This is a genomic window from Gilliamella sp. X-23, assembly GCF_057063545.1.
The window spans coordinates 1-19303 of sequence record NZ_JBXSQG010000004.1; the positions used below are offsets into that span (position 1 = coordinate 1).

Genomic DNA, 19303 nt, shown 5'->3' on the forward strand with positions numbered 1-19303 from the left:
GCCATCCTTATCCGTAAACGATACCGATATATCCCCTGTAGCAGTAACACCATTTATACCCTGTCCATCTCCATCATCATCTCCCCAATAATTATACCTAGTGACTAAATCACTTAAACTCACTGAACTAGCTGTTGATGGGACTATCATATCTATATGACCCAAAGTGCTACCTACATAAGGCAATCTTATTGGATTTGTTGCACTTGATGGATTAGTAGACGGCGTGATAACCCGACCATCCTGCAACTTAATAAACAATAAACTGTCTGTATCTGTTACCTTTGTTCGGCCACCGTCGAACGTTAAATATGGCGCACTGCCCTCAATATACCTTGATGTAGACGCCGTTAATGCCATAGAACTCTGTGTATATGACAACAAAAACAATGGCACGAAGAACAACCATAATTTAGTTAATCTAAATAATCTAAGTAAATTTGATAATTTAGATAGAAAAGATAAGCCCCTCGGCCTTGTAGATAGCCCTACCGATAAACTCGGCGAGTTCGCTAAACTCAATAACTTCGGTGATAAAAATAAGAATTGAGTCTGATTTAGACTACGGTGAAATTGAAAAAGATTTAGGGCATAGGTTTGGCAGGCCAGATGCCAGATGCCAGATGCCATAAATGGTAACGCATTTCGATAATCCTGTCAAGTAATTTATTGTTTTATTTACATTTTTTATAGCCAACTGCTCAACTCACGAGCTTTTCCTTGCTTTGAAGGCGCTTAAATTATAACCGCTTGATTAATAATGCGCTAGTTTTCCCGTTAAAAATTTGTAAAGTTTTGTTAAAGATCGAGTCAACCTATATTGGCGGGCTTTGGGGAATAATTTTTGGGGGTGGTTTTATATTATTAAATTCCGTTACAATATTATCCCCCAATCCTTACTAAGAATCTTAGAATTCGATAAACTTCAAACACTTTGTTATAATTTGCGTCACTTTAAAATCAAAATACCAACCTTAATGAAAACCCTCTATTCCTTTATCGTTTTAACACTATTACCTTTTGACCTTTTTGCTGTCGATTTTAGCGGTGATGATTTATCAATTTGTTGGGGGATCCCTTTTGTGGGGATTTTGCTTTCTATTGCGTTATTGCCATTATTTTTGCCGCGATTATGGCACCATCATTATGGCAAAATAACAATATGTTGGACGATGCTTTTTTTGCTGTTTGCCTTATGCTTTTTTGGTTTGCAAACAACAATTCATCTTACCGTTCATGCAATAATAGCGGAATACATCCCTTTTATTTTATTACTGCTAGCACTGTTTACTGTTTCGGGGGGGATTTTAATTAAGAGCGATGTGCTTAGTACGCCTAAGTTAAACGTTAGTTTGTTGGCAATAGGAACTTTGTTAGCGTCAATCATGGGAACAACTGGCGCTGCTATGTTAATGATTCGACCGCTAATTAGAGCTAATCGTGATCGAAATTACGCCGTACATACGATTGTCTTTTTTATCTTTTTAGTGGCAAATATTGGTGGTGGACTAACGCCACTAGGCGATCCACCTTTATTTATTGGTTTTTTAAAAGGCGTTAATTTTGGATGGACGGTTAAGCATATGCTGTTGCCAGTTTTGCTTAGTTCAATTTTGTTATTAGCAATTTATTATAAGATTGATTGCCACTACTTTCGCATCCAATACGGTAATTCACTTGCGCTAACTTCGACTCCAAAAGCTAGCACTATTAAGGTTTATGGTGTAAGCAACTTTCTTTTATTGCTAGCAATTATCACTTGTGTACTAATGTCAGGCATTTGGCGCTCATCAGTTAACATTGAGATTCTGGGTTCGCATATTACTTTACCCAATTTAATTCGTGATATTATGTTTATTATAATTGCCCTCATTTCAATATTAATCACGCCCAAACAAGTACGCGCAGGTAACGAATTTAATTGGGAACCTATTATCGAAGTAGCCAAGCTGTTTATGGGAATTTTTATCACCATTGTGCCCGTGCTAGCCATTTTGCGTGCTGGTAACGATGGCGCTTTAGCACCTTTGCTATCACTAGTTACCACAGTTCAAGGCGATCCCATTAATAGCATGTATTTTTGGTTATCTGGATTGTTGTCGGGTTTTTTAGATAATGCGCCAACTTATTTGGTGTTTTTTAATCTAGCTTCGGGCGATGCCAATACTTTGATGACCACGTTACAAAAGACCTTGCTTGCTATCTCAATGGGATCGGTTTTTATGGGGGCACTTAGCTACATCGGCAATGCTCCTAATTTTATGGTCAAAAGTATTGCTACTCAAAACAAAATCAATATGCCAAGCTTTTTTGGCTATATGAAATGGTCAATATGCATTTTAATTCCGGTGTTTATTATTGATAATTTGGTGTTTTTTGTGTTGTTTTAATTTATTTAGTTATAAATATTACATATTATTGATTTTATGAGTTTTACACTTTGTATATAAAACTTGGTATAATGCAACGTTTCTACCGTAATTTTGAGAGTTATATATGTTAAATCAGTTAAAAGCAATTATTCAGTATCTTCTTCCTAAACAGCTATTAACCGTCACATTTGGATGGCTAGCAAAAAAGCAGTTGGGAAAAGTGACTACATGGATGATTATGGGCTTTTGTAAACTGTATAAAGTGGATTTGAGCGAAGCAAAAATTAGCGATGTTAAAGAGTTTAAATGCTTTAATGATTTTTTTGCTCGCGAATTAAAAGAAGATGCACGCCCAATTGATGCTACCGATAGTGTGGTTGTTATGCCGGCTGATGGCGTTATTAGTCAGTTTGGTACCGTTCAAGATACCCAGCTGTTACAGGCTAAAGGACATTTTTATTCTTTAGAATCACTGCTTGCTTGTCATCCTGATATGATCAAGTTTTTTAAAAATGGTTCATATGCAACCACTTATTTATCACCTAAAAATTATCACCGCTTTCATATGCCTTGCGATGGTGTTTTGCGTGAGATGATTTATGTGCCCGGTTCACTGTTTTCAGTCAATAAGGCGACAACGGAAAGCATTCCAAATATTTTTGCACGTAATGAACGTGTAATATGCCTTTTTGAAACAGAGTTTGGACCAATGGCGCAAATTTTAGTCGGCGCAACCATTGTCGGTAGCATTGAAGTACCCTGGGAAGGTGTCATTACGCCGCCGCGCGAGGGTGTCATGAAACGTTGGACATATTCAGGTGAAGTCAAATTACAAAAAGGGCAAGATATGGGTTGCTTTAAATTGGGGTCGACAGTGATTACATTATTTGCATCAAATGCAATTGAGTTTGAAAGCCACCTTAAGGTGGGCAATGTTGCACGTGTAGGTCAAAAATTAGCTAATAGGATATAACTTTATGTGGATTCGTGGTTTTTTATGCTTTGCTGCTGTGTTGTTTTCTTCACTAACCTTTGCCGAAGAAACCACGCCCATCATTAATAGCGAGGATGATCTTTCGCAAGTTGTTCAACAATTGAGTGATAAAAATGATGAACTCCGGCAAAATATGGAGTTACAAAAAACGCATTTAACCAGCATCGTTAATGAGCAAAACAATATCACTACGCAGATTTCACACGTACAAAATACGCTAGCAACGCTTGACGAGCAAGGTGAGTGGTTGAGCTTTTCAACCGCTCTGGGTGAAACCTTACGTCAACAATTATTGCGCTTACCTGAAAAACCTAAATCGCAAGCACTAGATGCCGAAATTGCCGAGGCCAAAGCCCAACAACTTAATTATAGTAATATTTTAACTGCTTTAGACGATTATCCAACCTTAACAAGTCCGCTTAATAACCTCAAAGAAGCAACACAATATCGCCGTTTAATTCGGGAACAGTCCGAATTACTTAAGACGCTTATTTCAGGTACTGATACCACCATTTTAGAATTGACCAAATTAAAAATTGCTAATAAACAATTAACTAATGCGATTGATGAAGTGAACGATGCCGCACATAGGTACTTCTTTTGGGTGGCGGATGTTAATCCAATATCCTTGAGTTATCCAATCAATTTAGCTAAAGATGTAGTTTATGTCATTTTTTCAATCGATACCCTTTCACAACTTTATAATGCCAGTACTGAAGTACTAAGTGCACCCAAGCCGCTATTTTTAATCATTTTATCGTTACTCTTTGTGTTTACGCATTTTAAAATGCGCACCAAATATAATACCTTTTTAACTAAATCAGCCAGCCGCGTGGGTAAAGTAACACAAGATAGTTATTCTTTAACCCTAAAAGTAGTTATCTTTTCATTAATTATGGCGTTACCGGTGCCAATTTTGTGGGCAGTGTTTGGTTATGCATTGCAAATTAATTGGGATTATCCTGTTGCATATGCATTAGGTTATGGTGTAAATGCAGCAGCGCCTATTTTGTGGGTGTTTATTATTTCAGCGCACTTTGCTTCATCTAATGGGCTGTTTATTAGCCATTTTGGTTGGTCTGAACGTAGCGTACGCTCGGCAATGAAATATTATCAGCTTTCAATTTGGCTTGTGATTCCATTAGTGATGATAGTGATGAGCTTTGATGAGTATAACAACCGCCAATTTGCTGCCACAATTGGTCGTACGGCGTTTATTTTTCTTTGCTTTGCTTTAGTGTTTATGACTAATGCCATTCATCGCGCTGGCGTGCCTCTGTATATCGATAAAAAAGGTTCGGGCGATAATTTATTAAGTCATATTTTGTGGTTTATCTTATTAAGTGCACCATGGCTCGCCATTATTGCTGCTTGTTTGGGCTATTTATCAACAGCACAAGTGTTATTAGGTCGCCTTGAAGCTTCGGTTATTATCTGGTTTGCGCTGTTAGTTATTTATTTTATGATTCGGCGTTGGATGTGGATCCAAAAGCGCCGTATTGAATTTGAACGCACCAAGCAACGCCGTTTAGAACGGATGCATCGGGCAAAATCACAAGAAGATGATCTTAACTCACTGAACGAAAGTGTCGATGAACCTGTTATTAATTTAGATGTTATCAGTGCCCAATCTTTACATTTAGTTAGATCGATTATTATGATGATTGCGCTCATTACTATGATTTTGCTGTGGTCTGAACTGCATTCGGCTTTTGCTTTTATGAATAATATTAAGCTATGGGGAACCAGTGCCATTGTTAATGGTACCGAAATTGAACAATACATCACCCTTGGTGCGGTATGCATTGCAATTTTAGTGATGACAATTACCGTGCAACTCGTCAAAAATCTGCCTGCTTTATTGGAGTTAGGCATTTTACAGCATTTAGATTTAGCCCCAGGAACAGGTTATGCAATTTCGACGGTTTCAAAATATATTACCTTAATGATAGGTAGTATGATTGCGTTTTCGTTTATTGGTATCGACTGGTCTAAAATTCAATGGTTAATTGCTGCACTAGGTGTAGGGTTAGGTTTTGGTTTACAAGAAATATTTGCCAATTTTATCTCTGGTTTAATCATTTTATTTGAAAAACCGGTGCGCATTGGCGATACTGTGACAATTCGCGATTTGACCGGTAATATCACCAAAATTAATACCCGAGCAATTACCATTGTTGATTGGGATCGTAAAGAAATTGTGATGCCCAATAAAGCTTTCATTACCGAACAATTGGTGAACTGGTCGTTATCAGATTCGATCACTCGGATTGTATTAACCATTCCCGCAACTATCGATGCTGATAGTGATCTGGTTATCAAACTTTTACAACAAGCCTCAGATGAATGTGAATATGTGCTTAACGATCCTGAACCACAAGTATTTTTGGTAGATATCCAAGAAGGCATTCAGTTGTTTGAATTACGTGTTTTTGCTGCTGAAATGGGACACCGAATGTTACTGCGAAGCGCTATACATAAATTGATACTTGAAGCTTATCGTAAACATCATTTGACGCTACCATTCCCACCATTGCAAACCAATTTAGAAGCACTGGGGCGCAAAAGTGGACGTCGTAGTTATACCATAGGCACGCTTTAACCAAAGAGTGTTTCTAGCCAAGGCACACCAAACGCACCTGGTGCAAGCAATACAAATGCCCAAACTGGCGCAGAAGCAATATTGGCTAAATTAAATTTGGTGGCTGGCATGTGCATTGCGCCAGCTATTAATGGCACAATTGCGCGTAGTGGTCCAAAAAAACGACCGATAAATACCCCAAATGTTCCATAACTTTGAAAGAATTGTTCGGCACGATAAACTAATTTCGGGTGCTTATTAAGTGGCCATGAAGCAATAACTTGTTGATGATAGTGTTTTCCTAGCCAATAAGAAAGTAAATCGCCAATTACAGCGCCTGCCGTAGCAACAATTAATACCGGTACAAACGATATTGCGCCTCCACCAATTAAAGCCCCTACCCCAAATAAAATGGCAGTTGCAGGAACCAAAAGCGAGATGATTGCCAATGATTCACCAAATGCTAATAAAAATATAATTGGCAATGCCCAAATTTGATGATGCTCAATAAACTGCATAATGGCCAGTGTGATTTCGTGTAATGACATAGGCTTATGTTTGTGAATTATGAATTGATTATGGTCAACTATTTTACCATAATATTGGTTACTTAGCGCTAAGTATGCTATCTATTGATAGAAACTTACACGCGTTAACGTTTGTTAGGTTAATTCACATTTGAGCTTGTGCTTATATAGTCGTTTTAATTACAAGCCAATTAACAAGAGACAAATCATGGCGATCGGTATTGAATCAATTCTAGTACAAAAATTTAAAAATAGTGAGTTGCAAAACACTCAATCTGATGTGATCGCTATCGAAAAACCTGTTGCGTTAATTTATAACGGTATTTCGCATGTCGTGATGATGGCAACCCCCAAAGATTTGCACTATTTTGCAATGGGATTTTCGTTAACTGAAAATATTATTCAATCGGTTAATGATATTTATGGCATTGATATTATTGATACCCCAAAAGGTATAGAAGTCCAGATTGAACTTTCGTCGCGACGCTTTAGTGAACTGAAAGAAAAGCGCCGTAATTTAACAGGACGCACAGGTTGTGGCATCTGTGGCACTGAACAGATAGAGCAAGTTTGTCAAGTCATCCCCACTTTGCCACGAATAAATCAAATTAAGTTAGCTGATTTTAGTGACAGCTTAAATGGCTTATTGCAAGTTCAACAAGTGGGTCAACAAACGGGTTGCACTCATGCCGCTGTGTGGCTGGATTTGAAAGGCCAATTTATGGCGGGGTTTGAAGATATCGGCCGGCATGTCGCATTAGATAAACTGCTTGGTTTTAGAGCAATGCAATTACCTAATAATCCTAACTATCAACATGGTGTGGTATTGGTTTCAAGCCGCGCCAGCTACGAAATGGTGCAAAAAACGGCCAAGTGTGGTGTGGAATTTTTATTAGCGGTTTCGGCAGCAACCTCAATGGCCGTTGATTTGGCTAAACAGTGCCATTTAACTTTATTGGGATTTTTTAGAGGCGATAAAGGGGTAATCTATTCTGGCGATGATCGCCTAGCTTAATGACGATTTTAGTATTAACCCATATTGATGGATCAAATTAATTTTTAACTTAATAAGTTGAATAATAAAAATAAAAAAACTCATTATTTAATTCATTCTAAGATATCGCAATTCGTATCTTTCTTTATTAAGCGAAAATCTTCATAATATACATCATTACTTTTTTTAATTATTTTATAAGTTTATTGTCTAACTGAACTAATTAATCGGTTCAAACTGTTTATTCATTCTATTTTACTTTATAACATTTAATTTTTGAAAGGATACTATCATGCATCAAACTTCTGATATTCAACAAGCCGTTAACTATATTCAAAAACACACGGACAAAAAACCAACTATTGGAATTATTTTAGGTTCAGGCTTAGGGCCTTTTGCCGATACCCTTGAAGATGCTGTTCACATCCCTTATGACACAATTCCACATTTTGCCAAATCAGCAGCGGTAGGTCATGCTAATGAATTAGTTATTGGCAAATGCGGTGATAAGACCGTCGTGGCAATGAAAGGACGCTTTCACTATTATGAAGGATTTTCATTAGATCAAGTCACTTTCCCTATTCGTGTGATGAAAATGCTTGGCGTTGAAAAATTAATTATCACTAATGCATGTGGTGCAGTCAATACCAGTTTTAAACCGGGAGATTTAATGCTCATTACAGATCATATCAATCTTACGGCTAATAATCCGCTCATTGGACCAAATAATCCTGATTTAGGTGTGCGTTTTTTAGATGTGAGTGAGCTTTATAACAAGCAATTGCGTTCAACCGTGATTGATGTAGCTAAAGAACTGAATATTAATTTACAACAAGGTGTTTATGCTTGGTGGACAGGTCCAACTTATGAAACACCTGCTGAAATTAGAATGATTCGCGTGTTAGGTGCCGATGCAGTGGGGATGTCAACCGTACCGGAAGCAATTATAGCGCACCATTCAGGCATTAAAACCATTGGTATTTCGTGCTTAACCAATATGGCTTGTGGCATTTTAGATCAACCATTAGGGCACGAAGAAGTCATTGAAACGGCAGAACGCGTTAAAGCAACCTTTTTACAACTTATTACAAAAACGATTGAACGCTTTTAAGTGATACTTTTATATTTGATTTTCTATAAAAAGTTCACTTTATTTTAGGAATAAACAATGAACATAAAAAATAGATTAAAAATAATGATGTTTTTCCAATATTTTATTTGGGGAAGTTGGCTAACTACTTTTGGTGCTTATCTATTTAATGCCTTACACTTTTCAGGTGTTGAAGTATCGATGATTTTTAGTACTAAAGGTTTAGCCGCATTAATTACACCATTTATTATTGGCATCATTGCCGATAAGTTTTTGCAAGCTAAATATCTTTATCTATTTTGCCATTCTGTTTGTGCTATTGCGCTTTTTTATGCCGCATCGGTAACTGATCCAGCCATTTTATTTTGGGTGATGTTAGGTAATGCGTTAGCATTTATGCCAACGATTTCCTTATCTAACTCAATTAGTTATCACTGCTTAGATAAAGCAAACTTAGATACTGTCGCTGTCTTTCCTAAAATACGAGTATTTGGCACAGTAGGCTTTATTATCGCAATGTGGACTGTTAGCTTATGCAAATTCGAGTTGAGCAATGCTCAGCTTTATGTTGCCTGCGCTGCTTCGGTTTTACTTGTGATTTATAGTGCAACATTACCCAATATTGCTGTATCTAAAAGTCAAAAACAGCCGTGGATTTCTTATTTAGGATTAGATGCTTTTGTATTATTCAAAAAACCAGTCATGGCGGTATTTTTTCTTTTTGCTATGTTACTTGGCGCAATATTACAAATTACCAATACTTTCGGTAGCACTTTCTTACATGATTTTGCTAAAATTCCAGAGTTTAAAGATAGTTTGATTGTGCAATACCCTGCTATCTTATTATCTGTTTCGCAAATGGCTGAAGTTGCCTTTATTTTGACTATCCCATTTTTCCTCAAAAAATTTGGCATAAAAAAAGTCATAATGATAAGCTTAATTGCTTGGACACTTAGATTTGGTTTGTTTGCATTTGGCGATCCAACACCTTTTGGATTTGTGCTATTAATGCTTTCAATGATTGTCTATGGGTGCGCATTTGACTTCTTTAATATTTCAGGGTCTATTTTTATTGAAAAAGAGGTCAGCGCTGATATTCGTGCTAGTGCTCAAGGGCTGTTTATGACAATGTCCAATGGTATTGGCGCTTATTTTGGTTCAATTTTAAGTGGTGTTGTGGTTAATATGTGTACACACGAGGGGACTAAAGATTGGCAAACAATTTGGTTAATTTTTGCATCTTATGCGCTCGTAATTGGTGTTGTTTTTTATTATTCATTTAATTATGAACATACTAAAAACCAATCTGATATCTAACCATTTATCTATTCAGATTAATGAATTTTAAAATATTATTTATCATGTTATTTTAATTCATTTTTTAATTTAATTTATTAAAAATCCGCTGGGGAGATTGAAAAACAATCGCCCCTGAGGGTTTTTATTGTTTTTTATTTTTGATTTTTTACAATATTTTTTAGTTTGATGAGATTTAAATATGCAATATAAATTTTTAGGTGGTTTTCTGGTTTTTTTAGGGGCATGTAGTTTTGGCGTGCTCTCCTCTATTGTGAAAACTGCGTATAAAGCGGGCTATTCCTTAGGTGAAGTGACGGGTATCCAATGTTTTTTTGGAATGTTAATGTTGTGGGGTATTCACTTTATCGTAAAAAAAATACACAAAACCAAACAATCAGCACCAACTAACACATCATCAGCAACGACGAACATAAAAAAAATGCAATCAACAAAAAAATGGAAAGTTTGTGCCGTTGGTCTTTTTCCAGGCTTGGTAGGCATCTGTTATTACCAATGTGTACAACTAGTGCCGGCGTCAATTGCCATTATTTTATTAATGCAATATTTGTGGATTAGCGTCATTATTGATTTTGTTATTTTTAAAAATAAACCTACGATTATTCAACTTGCAACAGTAATTGTAATTATATTGGGTAGTAGCTTGGCTGCTGGCTTGTTTAACCAAGATATTACTTTAAATTTAACAGGCTGTTTTTTTGGTTTTTTAGCTGCGCTAATGTATTCGCTTTTTATTAGCACTAGCAGCAATATTGGTAATGAGCTACCTAAACTCGAAAAAAGTGCATTGATGATTACTGGCGCATGTATTATTACGTTTTTAATTTTTCCACCTTTGTTTTTCTTCAAACTTGATATTAACGATAAGCTATATCAATTAGGATTTTTATTAGCATTGCTTGGAACTGTACTGCCTCCTTTTTTATTTTCAGTGGGGATCCCTAGAATCGGAATTTCATTAAGCGCTATATTATCAGCAGCAGAACTGCCTGTCGCAGTGACTTGTTCATATTTTTATTTGCAAGAAGCGGTCCATTTTAATCAATGGATTGGGGTCGGTATTATTCTATTGGCAATTGCTTTGCCTAACTTAATGCATGTCAAAAAATACGACTGATTTTAGGTTATTGGGCAGGGCAAAAATCCTGCCTGTTAATTTGCTAATATGATCAAATTACAAAAATAATAAAATAAAAATACCGAAAGGTATTTAAAATCGAGTCAATCATCACTATATCTATAACCTGATTATCAAGCTTACTAATATTGCTCGTTTAATTAAAATAAGGGATTTGATGAGCATCTTGCGTTTAATAGCTTTAATAGTCAAATAAGTTAAAATTTATTATGGTAGATTTTTCGGCGCTATAGCGTGTTTGTTGGTAACATTTTAAGAATGTATCTTGAACCAAAAGGTTAAATCTAGCAAAATTATTGAACTCTCCAAAATAAAATTTGTCTCATATGAGTGTGCTTATTAAATGGTATTCATTTACTATTTTAAATAGCCCGCCATTCGTTTATTGAGATATTTTATTCTAGTATAAAGTGTTTTGTCGTGTTGCTCACACTTCGTAATTAGCCTTTAAATAAGGCTTACAAGTAAATAAGACTATTTGTTACAGTCTAAACCGTTTTCCTGATAGTAGCCGTTCCTAATGGTGTTTTATTTTTTAAGCTTTTGTGCTTTTAAATTTAAATTCATTAATTTTAATATCTAATAATAAATATCATTAAGTATTTGAATTTTTTTATTTTTATATTTAAGCATTATGTTAACCTGAGATTTTTTACATAAAAAGTAACAATCGATTTTTGTTATTGAATGATCTTGTTACCTTTTTATCCTAATTAAAAGGAAGTTACAGAATGAAGATATATAAAAAACCTTTATTTACCTTAGTACATAGTAATGATTCAATACCTGAGCACAGAACACTTGCCTATTTAGATCCGACATTAAATTATTATACTGATCATATTGATGAGATTATTGCTTTGCGTGTTAAGGAACTTAAATTACACCATTCTGAATATAGGGAGTATCACGATGACAATAGGGTCAATAAAGGGGAGTTTTCTTTTGTTTTTCACGAGATATTTGAGTCAGAACATCATAAAAAACAAATTGGTATGCTAAAAGATGACCTCGCCATTGCCAAAGAGTCAAATAAAATAAAGGAATTACTAAATACTCGGATAAAAGAAATCGCTGATGTTTATCCAGAATTGCAATTTAATTTTAATGATATGCAGGTTTTACCGACTAAAGTAAAAGAGTATCTTTTTGCTCCACCTTTAATCTTAACTGAAGATAATGCCATTATGCTTTGGGATGATTAAATTTAACAATAACAAAAGTAATGACAAAAATCACGGTATTGATTGAATTTGGAATCCATACTTGGACGCTTGATATCGACAGAGCTCGAGGAGATATCATAGTTATCAACAATAATTAGCCTTTCATAGGGGGCGATGGTAGTATTTTTGCATGAAAAACGCATTAGCTGCCAATGTTGCCAACTCGGTTGCCCTCTCATGCTGGGGCAACCTATTTGACTACTTAATTTAAATAAACATGTCCTCGGATTAAACGCTAAAATTTAAGGGTAGACACACATTCCGTACGCAGTTTGGTTAGGCTTTCTTGTTTTAACCTGACCTCCAACCGCGGTGACAACAAGCTGGTTACCTGCTACTACATCGCTTGTCCAGTATGCATTATCTGAGGGTAAACCTACTAAATCCGTGTATTCCATCGCGTACCCCCACTCGCTAAGCAAGCCGCCGCCAATTCGTCGATGGTAATGATTGCCAACTGAGGATGGTTTGGCACTTTGACAACTGCTATGCAGACCAGTACAGTTTGCGTTGGTGACATCTTTAACCTGTATAACTCTATAACCTAATGCCTTACACCAGTTTTCATGTGAAGAAAATAAAGCAAATCTGTCTCCACGATTGACAAACCACTTTTGCAATACAAATCCATATTTGATCACTGCTTTGCCACTGCGATCGTAACCGACTAATTCGAATGTCTGAGGTAAGTTTGGTTTGCTAATTGAGTTTCGATTTCCATTCACCGTTGGACCAGTTAATGTGATTCGCACACTGCTACCTGTCGCATTGGGTTTCATGTTAACAGTTATACCTGCATTATTGATAGTTGGCCAATTTAGTCGACTACTACCTTCTATGTATAAATCAAAGAATAAACCATTAATACCCGTAGTCGGAAAGTTACCAGATGAGATAAACCCCTTATCTGGATTCCACATACCTGCTGGGCCAGCGAACTGATTTATGTCTAACTCTAAATCTCCAGCCTTAATATAGCAGACTTTAGGAGTTAAAATCGGAGTGATGAAGTAACTTACAGAACCAGCGCTGAAAGTACTTCTATTAGGAACACCGTACTGTGTCATTAACATACCATTGGTGTTGCTTAACACCATTTTATAAGGCGCTCCGCAAATATCTAAGGCATGATTGCGACTAACTTTTTGATTATGTCTATCTGTGAGATTAATACTTAAACTACCTGTTGCAGTTAAACCACTTTCTCCCTGTCCATCACCATCATCATCACGCCAAAAGTTATAGGAGCCATTAATTAGTTCCTGTAATTCTATTGAGTCTGTTGATGTTGGAACAAACATGCCAACATTAGCCAAGGTCTCGCCAGCATTAGGTAAGACTATGGGATTAGCCGCGGTTGAAGTATTTGTTGCTGGCGTGATAGTGGTGCCATCTGATAAGGTGATACTTAACAGCTCTTCCGTCGTGGTAGCTTTAGTTTTACCACCATCAAACGTTAAATACGGTGCTGAACCTTGAATTATATTTGTTGTAGTAGCCGATAACGCTTGTGTATTTAATGGGTACGACAATAACAATAACATGGTCAAGGTAAATAAGTAACATTGTGAGCATTTATATAATTGTAATCGCGGCTTTAGTTCAAAACATAGCCACTTGTTAACATTTATTAAAAAGTATTTGCGACAATTTTGTGTATGTTTATTAAATAAGTGGGTGGTACAAATAATGCCTGATAGGTATTTAGAAACATTTAAAACATAATGTTGCCAAATTTGATAAAAAAAGTTGTACTGCATAACATCCTATATTTCAATTTTTTCCTGATAAATCGTTTTTATATTCGCTTTTTTAACTAATTAAAGTTTAATTACACGAATTTACGGCAGTATAACGTTAAAAAAAAATTTATCTACCTTTTTATATAAAAATTTTTTAAATAAAATTTAAAATAAAATAACAAACATTTGTAAACAGTTTATATATAGGAATTACTCGTGTTGTTTGCAGTAATTTGAGAAACTACTAAAAAACAGACTAAAGAGTATTTATTCGGATAACGGATGTGAATATTAAAATACTGGCAAATATCTATTTGTTAAAACAGATAACAACCAATCAAATAAACTAGAAATTTACTAGACCTACCCACAGACGAATGGGAAAACTGGAAAAGTGTAATACGCACTTTAGTGGAGATATAGCATAATCAGCCAATATTAGAAGATTCAAAAAATAGAAAGCCAAAGCTTAAGCGATTTTCGGTAAAACGCCTTATGAGTTTTTGGAGGGTTTTGATCATGAAGCATTTTTCCGCATATAAACGTTTAAAATAAAAAATAATCAGTCAGCCTCACCAAAATATTAAATAACGCACACATTTATCGTTTTGTAATTTCGTTAATATTGTTCTGGCGACACCGTTGTCTGAAATAATAACATTATACTTTGGAACAACTAAAAAAGGATGCTTATTAACAATAATGAATCAAAGCGATAATTTACAGGATTAAAATCCTGTAAATTATTTTAGTTTAAGTGACTTATTATTTTTAACTGATTAATTAATTATGTTCTTACTTGATAATTAATTATTAAAAGCGCTTTCGCCATGACTATTTATGTCAAGACCTTCCCGTTCGTGTTCTTCTGACACCCTTAAGCCAACACAAACATCTGCAATTTTATAAGCAATATAAGCCACCACCGTAGTCCAAATTACGCAGGTAATAACACTCATCAATTGGATCCCTACTTGACTTACCATTGTGATACCTTCTGCATAACCAACTCCCCCAAGAGATTCTGATGCAAAAATACCAGTCAATATACAACCAACAATACCACATACGCCATGCACACCAAATACGTCACATGTATCATCAACTTTTAGCATTCTTTTGAGTGTTGATACTCCCCATACCCCTGCAAATCCACAAATAAAACCAATTAACATTGCACCACCAACACCAACAAGGCCGGCAGCAGGTGTTACGCCAACTAATCCAGCTATCACACCTGATGCAGAACCAAGGCATGATGGCTTGCCTCGTAAAAACCATTCAGCTAATGTCCATGCTAAAACTGCAGCTGCAGTTGCAGCAACTGTGTTAATAAAGGCTAAACCTGCGATTTCATCAGCATGTGTTGATGAGCCGGCATTAAAACCAAACCAACCAATATAAAGAATTGCAGCACCAAGATAAACATAAGGCAAGTTAAATGGTTTTAGTGGTTCACGATTATAACCAAGACGATTTTTAATTAAATAAGCACCAACAATTCCAGCAATCGCTGCGTTAATATGTACTACAGTACCACCGGCAAAATCGAGCGCACCTTCATCACCTAAAATTCCGCCCCCCCATACCATATGAGCCATAGGAATATATGAAAATGTAAACCATAACACCATAAAAATTAATACGGCTGAAAAGCGAATTCTTTCTGCGAAAGCGCCTGGAATTAAACAGCAGGTAATACAAGCAAATGATCCTTGAAATGCGACCCATATGAGTTCATAAATTGATCCTGACACATCCGTAATTCCAATGCCTGTTAATAAAAAATGGTTAAAGTTACCATAAAACCAATTTCCTTCACCAAAGGAGAGTGAATAACCATAAGTAATCCATAACACGGCAATAAGTGAAAAAGTTACAAGAATTTGAGATAACATTGATAGTACATTTTTGGAACGTAATAAACCGCCATAAAACAAAGCAATACCGGGAACAGACATAAAAAGTACTAAAGCAGTACAGATCATCATAAATCCATTATCAGCTTTATCGACTATGGCAACTTCATTTGCAAAAGCGGAACTTGAAAATAAAATCGCTAAAGAAAAAATAATTTTTTTTGACATAATGATATCCTTAACAATAAATCAAAGTGCTGAGTCGTCGGTTTCGCCTGTACGTATACGTACCACATGATCAAGTGAGGTAACAAAAATTTTGCCATCACCAATTTTGCCCGTATGTGCTGCTTTAGCCACGGTACTAATGACTTCGTCAAGCTGATCGTCGCTAATAGCTAAGTCAATTTTAACTTTAGGTAGAAAATTGACATTATATTCGGCGCCACGATATAGCTCAGCATGACCTTTTTGTCGTCCAAAACCTTTGACTTCAGTAACTGTTAATCCTGTAATACCTATATTGGATAAGGCTTCTCGAACTTCTTCTAATTTGAAAGGTTTTATTACTACAGTAACTAATTTCATCAATTGCTCCTAATAAATATGAAATACAACACAATTACTGCAAAGATCATGCCAAAAATAGATAACTTCGCATAATTTAAGTAGAATTGATAAGAGAAATGGAAGTGAGCCGTTATAAAAGTTCAAGCTTAGTGATTGAATTTAATTGATTAAAGATATAAACAATAAAAGTCTGCTTTGATATATTGTCACTTAGCTATGCACTAATATGGTGCCAATGTGTATTATTGGTGCCAAACAATTATACTCAATTAGGATGTCGTGCAAATTAGAATGTCACCATTAGTTTACGATATTCGTCATAAGCAAAGTGGTCAGTCATACCGCTAATATAATCTTGTAGTAAGCGACATCGGTAATAAAATTCCATGCAAGCAAAGTTTGCTTCATCTGGTTTAAGTTTGCTAATTGCTTGCTCATAAGCAACGCAATGTTTTGAAGATAATTTATGATATAAGCGCGTTTCAATAAGATAATCCTTGTGATGTTTGTTCTCAACCAATTTTAAAAAATCATCGGTAGGCATATCAAGCAGTGGGCTATAAATATCGAGTAATCCGCTAATAATTCGGTATCCTTGAAGTTCGATATTTTCGACCGATTCATGATTAAACACATGTTTAAAGCCGACTGTTTTAAAAATATTAAGTAATTTATATTCTGCACCATTATCTTCAAGTAAAGCATGATTAAACGAGCCACAATAAATGGCTTCAATATTTTCAATAACGCGCTCGGCTGCATGTGGTACCAGTCTACCTATGGTGTTGACTCGCAGATACATAAAAAACTGATCGATGCCAATTGCATCAAATTCATTCTGTGTTAGGTTTTCATAAGGGCGTTTAACTACTGTATCAAACAAATCACCTTTTTTAATTGGACCCCATGCTTCTGCTAGATAGGTGTAAAGCTGTTTTACTGTTAGGATTCTTTTTTCAACAGCATCTTCAAGATCGGCAATACAATATGAGATATCGTCGGCCGCTTCCATAATGTAAGTTAATGGATAACGATGAAATGGTTTGATATCAAGCTGTTTGTAAAGTTCTTCAATAAATGGTTCTTCTGATAAATAATAGCCTGGTTTTTTCATTAAGTAAGAAAATTCAGCAGGCACCTGATTTGACCAATAAGCTGGTTTAGAATATTTAAGAATCGAGGCAATTTGTGAATAAGTTAAATTGAGACGTAATATGGAATGAACTAAACGAATTGCTTGCGCGTTACCTTCAAAATTTGATAAATCTTGGCGAATTTTGGTTTTAATTTCTTTTATTTTGTCATCATCGTTATCATTGATTTCAAGAACTGGATAAAGTGTAGATTTGCCAAGACCTAAGCGTTGTGTAAACCATTTATTAATGGCGGCCTCACCAAAGTGACCAAATGGAGGATTACCAATATCGTGCATTAGACAAGCCATTTCAACTAGGCTTTCGATCGCCATTATGCAATTATCAAGTCCATATTTTTTTAATTTTCCTACTTTGCCAAGGCGATTGATAATTTCTTTGACAATGTAACGACCGACTTGTTGCACTTCCATAGAGTGAGTAAGCCTCGTTCTAACCACTGAATTCCGTTCTAATGGAAAAACTTGCGTTTTTTGTTGTAGGCGACGAATAGCTGCTGAATTAATGATGCGGCCACGATCACTTTCAAAACAACGTACTATTGAGTATTCATCAGATAGTGATTCACGCTGTTTGCTAGCATAACGTTGATAATTGATTTTTTGATTAAAGTTGATCATGGTCTATCTCTAATTTCATCGTCTTAACCAGTTTAGTTTGCTAAATTGTTATAATTTTTGCTCTGCCCATTCAATACTTTTTTGATAATCATTAGGCAATAGAGGTATTAGATTTTCTAACGCTTTTAATAATTGACTAGACTGGCTATGAGTTAAGTTTAAATGCCCTACTTTACGCCCTGCTCTGACCTCTTTTTCGTACCAATGCATATGTACCAAGTCGATAGATAGCCAATTAAGATTTAATTCTGTACCAATTAAGTTAACCATAACTGATGGAGCAAAAACGTCTGGCTTAGGAAGTGGTAAATCTAATATGGCACGAAGATGCAATTCAAATTGGCTTATCGAAGCACCATTTTGTGTCCAATGACCACTATTATGTACCCGTGGAGCCAGTTCATTAATTAGTAATTTATCACCAACAATGAAGCATTCCATTGCCATTACGCCAATATAATTCAATTTATGCATAATGGCAGATAGCATTTTTTCGGCTTGTGTTTGTAATAAAGGGAATTGGTTTGGTAGCACAACACTCATTTTTAAAATGCCATCTTGGTGTAAATTATTGGTAAGCGGGTAAAATACCGTTTGACCTTTTGCATTACGCGCGCCCACTAATGACATCTCTTTTTCAAATGGAATAGCCTGCTCAACAATTGCGTTTTGATAAATGTCGTCTGAGACGGTGATTGGATGATTAACAGCTATACGCCATTGTCCTCGTCCGTCATAACCACCCGTTCGACGTTTAACAATTAGTAGATCACCCAGTTCAGTAAATAAAGTTGGCCAATCTTGAGAATGATTAAGCGTAAACCATTTAGCTGTGGGTAAACCAAGTTCATCAAGCAGCTGTTTTTGAGTTAAACGGTCAGCAATAAGCGGAAAAACATCTCGATTAATAAAATGAGGATGCTTAGCTAAAATTTGCGTAAAAGGGGTATCTGACCATCGTTCAATTTCGGCTGTGATCACTGACTGTTGATATGGAATAGTAGCAGGATCTGCATCTAATCCAACAGGATAAACTTTAATACCTAACGGTTCTCCCGCTTGTTTAAGCATTCGCCCTAGTTGACCATTACCTAATACACAAACAGATTGAGTTTTCAT

The 19303-nt window shown here is 35.7% G+C and carries 14 protein-coding genes and 1 pseudogene; 8 read left to right on the forward strand and 7 right to left on the reverse strand.

Going from position 1 to position 19303, the window contains the following annotated elements:
* Positions 1-630, reverse strand: a 630-nt coding sequence (locus ACYH9I_RS03670) for a hypothetical protein (protein WP_483559015.1), incomplete at its 3' end; no start/stop codon positions are given.
* A gap of 347 nt (positions 631-977) precedes the next feature.
* Between ACYH9I_RS03670 and ACYH9I_RS03675 the strand changes: the two genes are divergently transcribed.
* The 3 genes and pseudogenes from ACYH9I_RS03675 to mscM form a co-directional block, all read left to right on the forward strand.
* On the forward strand, positions 978-2390 hold the full coding sequence (locus tag ACYH9I_RS03675; RefSeq protein ID WP_483559017.1) for a sodium:proton antiporter: 1413 nt from the start codon (positions 978-980) through the stop codon (positions 2388-2390).
* Between the two features lie 106 nt (positions 2391-2496).
* Entirely contained in the window at positions 2497-3345 is an 849-nt protein-coding gene (asd, locus tag ACYH9I_RS03680) for an archaetidylserine decarboxylase (protein ID WP_483559019.1), read from the forward strand.
* Positions 3346-3421: 76 nt separating this feature from the next.
* Positions 3422-5968: pseudogene (gene mscM / locus ACYH9I_RS03685) on the forward strand (miniconductance mechanosensitive channel MscM); the annotation flags it as partial.
* Here the strand turns inward: mscM and ACYH9I_RS03690 are convergent.
* Positions 5965-6495, reverse strand: coding sequence for a DedA family protein (locus ACYH9I_RS03690; protein ID WP_483559021.1), 531 nt, complete (start codon positions 6493-6495; stop codon positions 5965-5967). The pseudogene mscM and the gene ACYH9I_RS03690 sit on opposite strands and share 4 nt — an antisense overlap.
* 187 nt (positions 6496-6682) lie before the next feature.
* Between ACYH9I_RS03690 and fdhD the strand changes: the two genes are divergently transcribed.
* The 5 genes from fdhD (at position 6683) to ACYH9I_RS03715 (ending at position 12218) form a co-directional block, all read left to right on the forward strand.
* Complete coding sequence (gene fdhD, locus ACYH9I_RS03695; RefSeq protein WP_483559022.1) at positions 6683-7489, forward strand: formate dehydrogenase accessory sulfurtransferase FdhD; 807 nt, start codon at positions 6683-6685, stop codon at positions 7487-7489.
* Positions 7490-7760: 271 nt separating this feature from the next.
* Entirely contained in the window at positions 7761-8579 is an 819-nt protein-coding gene (locus ACYH9I_RS03700; protein WP_483559024.1) for a purine-nucleoside phosphorylase, read from the forward strand.
* A 57-nt stretch (positions 8580-8636) separates the two neighbouring features.
* Positions 8637-9875, forward strand: a complete 1239-nt coding sequence (locus ACYH9I_RS03705; protein ID WP_483559025.1) for a nucleoside permease — start codon at positions 8637-8639, stop codon at positions 9873-9875.
* Between the two features lie 181 nt (positions 9876-10056).
* A complete protein-coding gene (locus tag ACYH9I_RS03710) occupies positions 10057-10992 on the forward strand; it encodes an EamA family transporter (protein ID WP_483559027.1) in 936 nt (311 codons plus the stop codon).
* Between the two features lie 752 nt (positions 10993-11744).
* Positions 11745-12218: a hypothetical protein gene (locus ACYH9I_RS03715; RefSeq protein WP_483559029.1), complete on the forward strand. Its 474-nt coding sequence runs from the start codon at positions 11745-11747 to the stop codon at positions 12216-12218.
* Positions 12219-12481: 263 nt separating this feature from the next.
* Here the strand turns inward: ACYH9I_RS03715 and ACYH9I_RS03720 are convergent, their stop codons facing one another.
* The 5 genes from ACYH9I_RS03720 to purK all read right to left on the reverse strand — a co-directional run bounded on the left by ACYH9I_RS03720 (position 12482) and on the right by purK (position 19303).
* Positions 12482-13771: a hypothetical protein gene (locus ACYH9I_RS03720; protein WP_483559031.1), complete on the reverse strand. Its 1290-nt coding sequence runs from the start codon at positions 13769-13771 to the stop codon at positions 12482-12484.
* A 1016-nt stretch (positions 13772-14787) separates the two neighbouring features.
* Positions 14788-16068 carry an ammonium transporter AmtB gene (gene amtB, locus ACYH9I_RS03725; RefSeq protein WP_483559032.1) on the reverse strand — a complete coding sequence of 427 codons (1281 nt, stop codon included), beginning with the start codon at positions 16066-16068 and terminating at the stop codon, positions 14788-14790.
* A 21-nt stretch (positions 16069-16089) separates the two neighbouring features.
* Positions 16090-16428 carry a P-II family nitrogen regulator gene (gene glnK / locus ACYH9I_RS03730; protein WP_160402694.1) on the reverse strand — a complete coding sequence of 113 codons (339 nt, stop codon included), beginning with the start codon at positions 16426-16428 and terminating at the stop codon, positions 16090-16092.
* A gap of 268 nt (positions 16429-16696) precedes the next feature.
* Positions 16697-18184: a dGTPase gene (gene dgt / locus ACYH9I_RS03735; protein ID WP_483559035.1), complete on the reverse strand. Its 1488-nt coding sequence runs from the start codon at positions 18182-18184 to the stop codon at positions 16697-16699.
* A gap of 48 nt (positions 18185-18232) precedes the next feature.
* A complete protein-coding gene (gene purK / locus ACYH9I_RS03740; protein WP_483559037.1) occupies positions 18233-19303 on the reverse strand; it encodes a 5-(carboxyamino)imidazole ribonucleotide synthase in 1071 nt (356 codons plus the stop codon).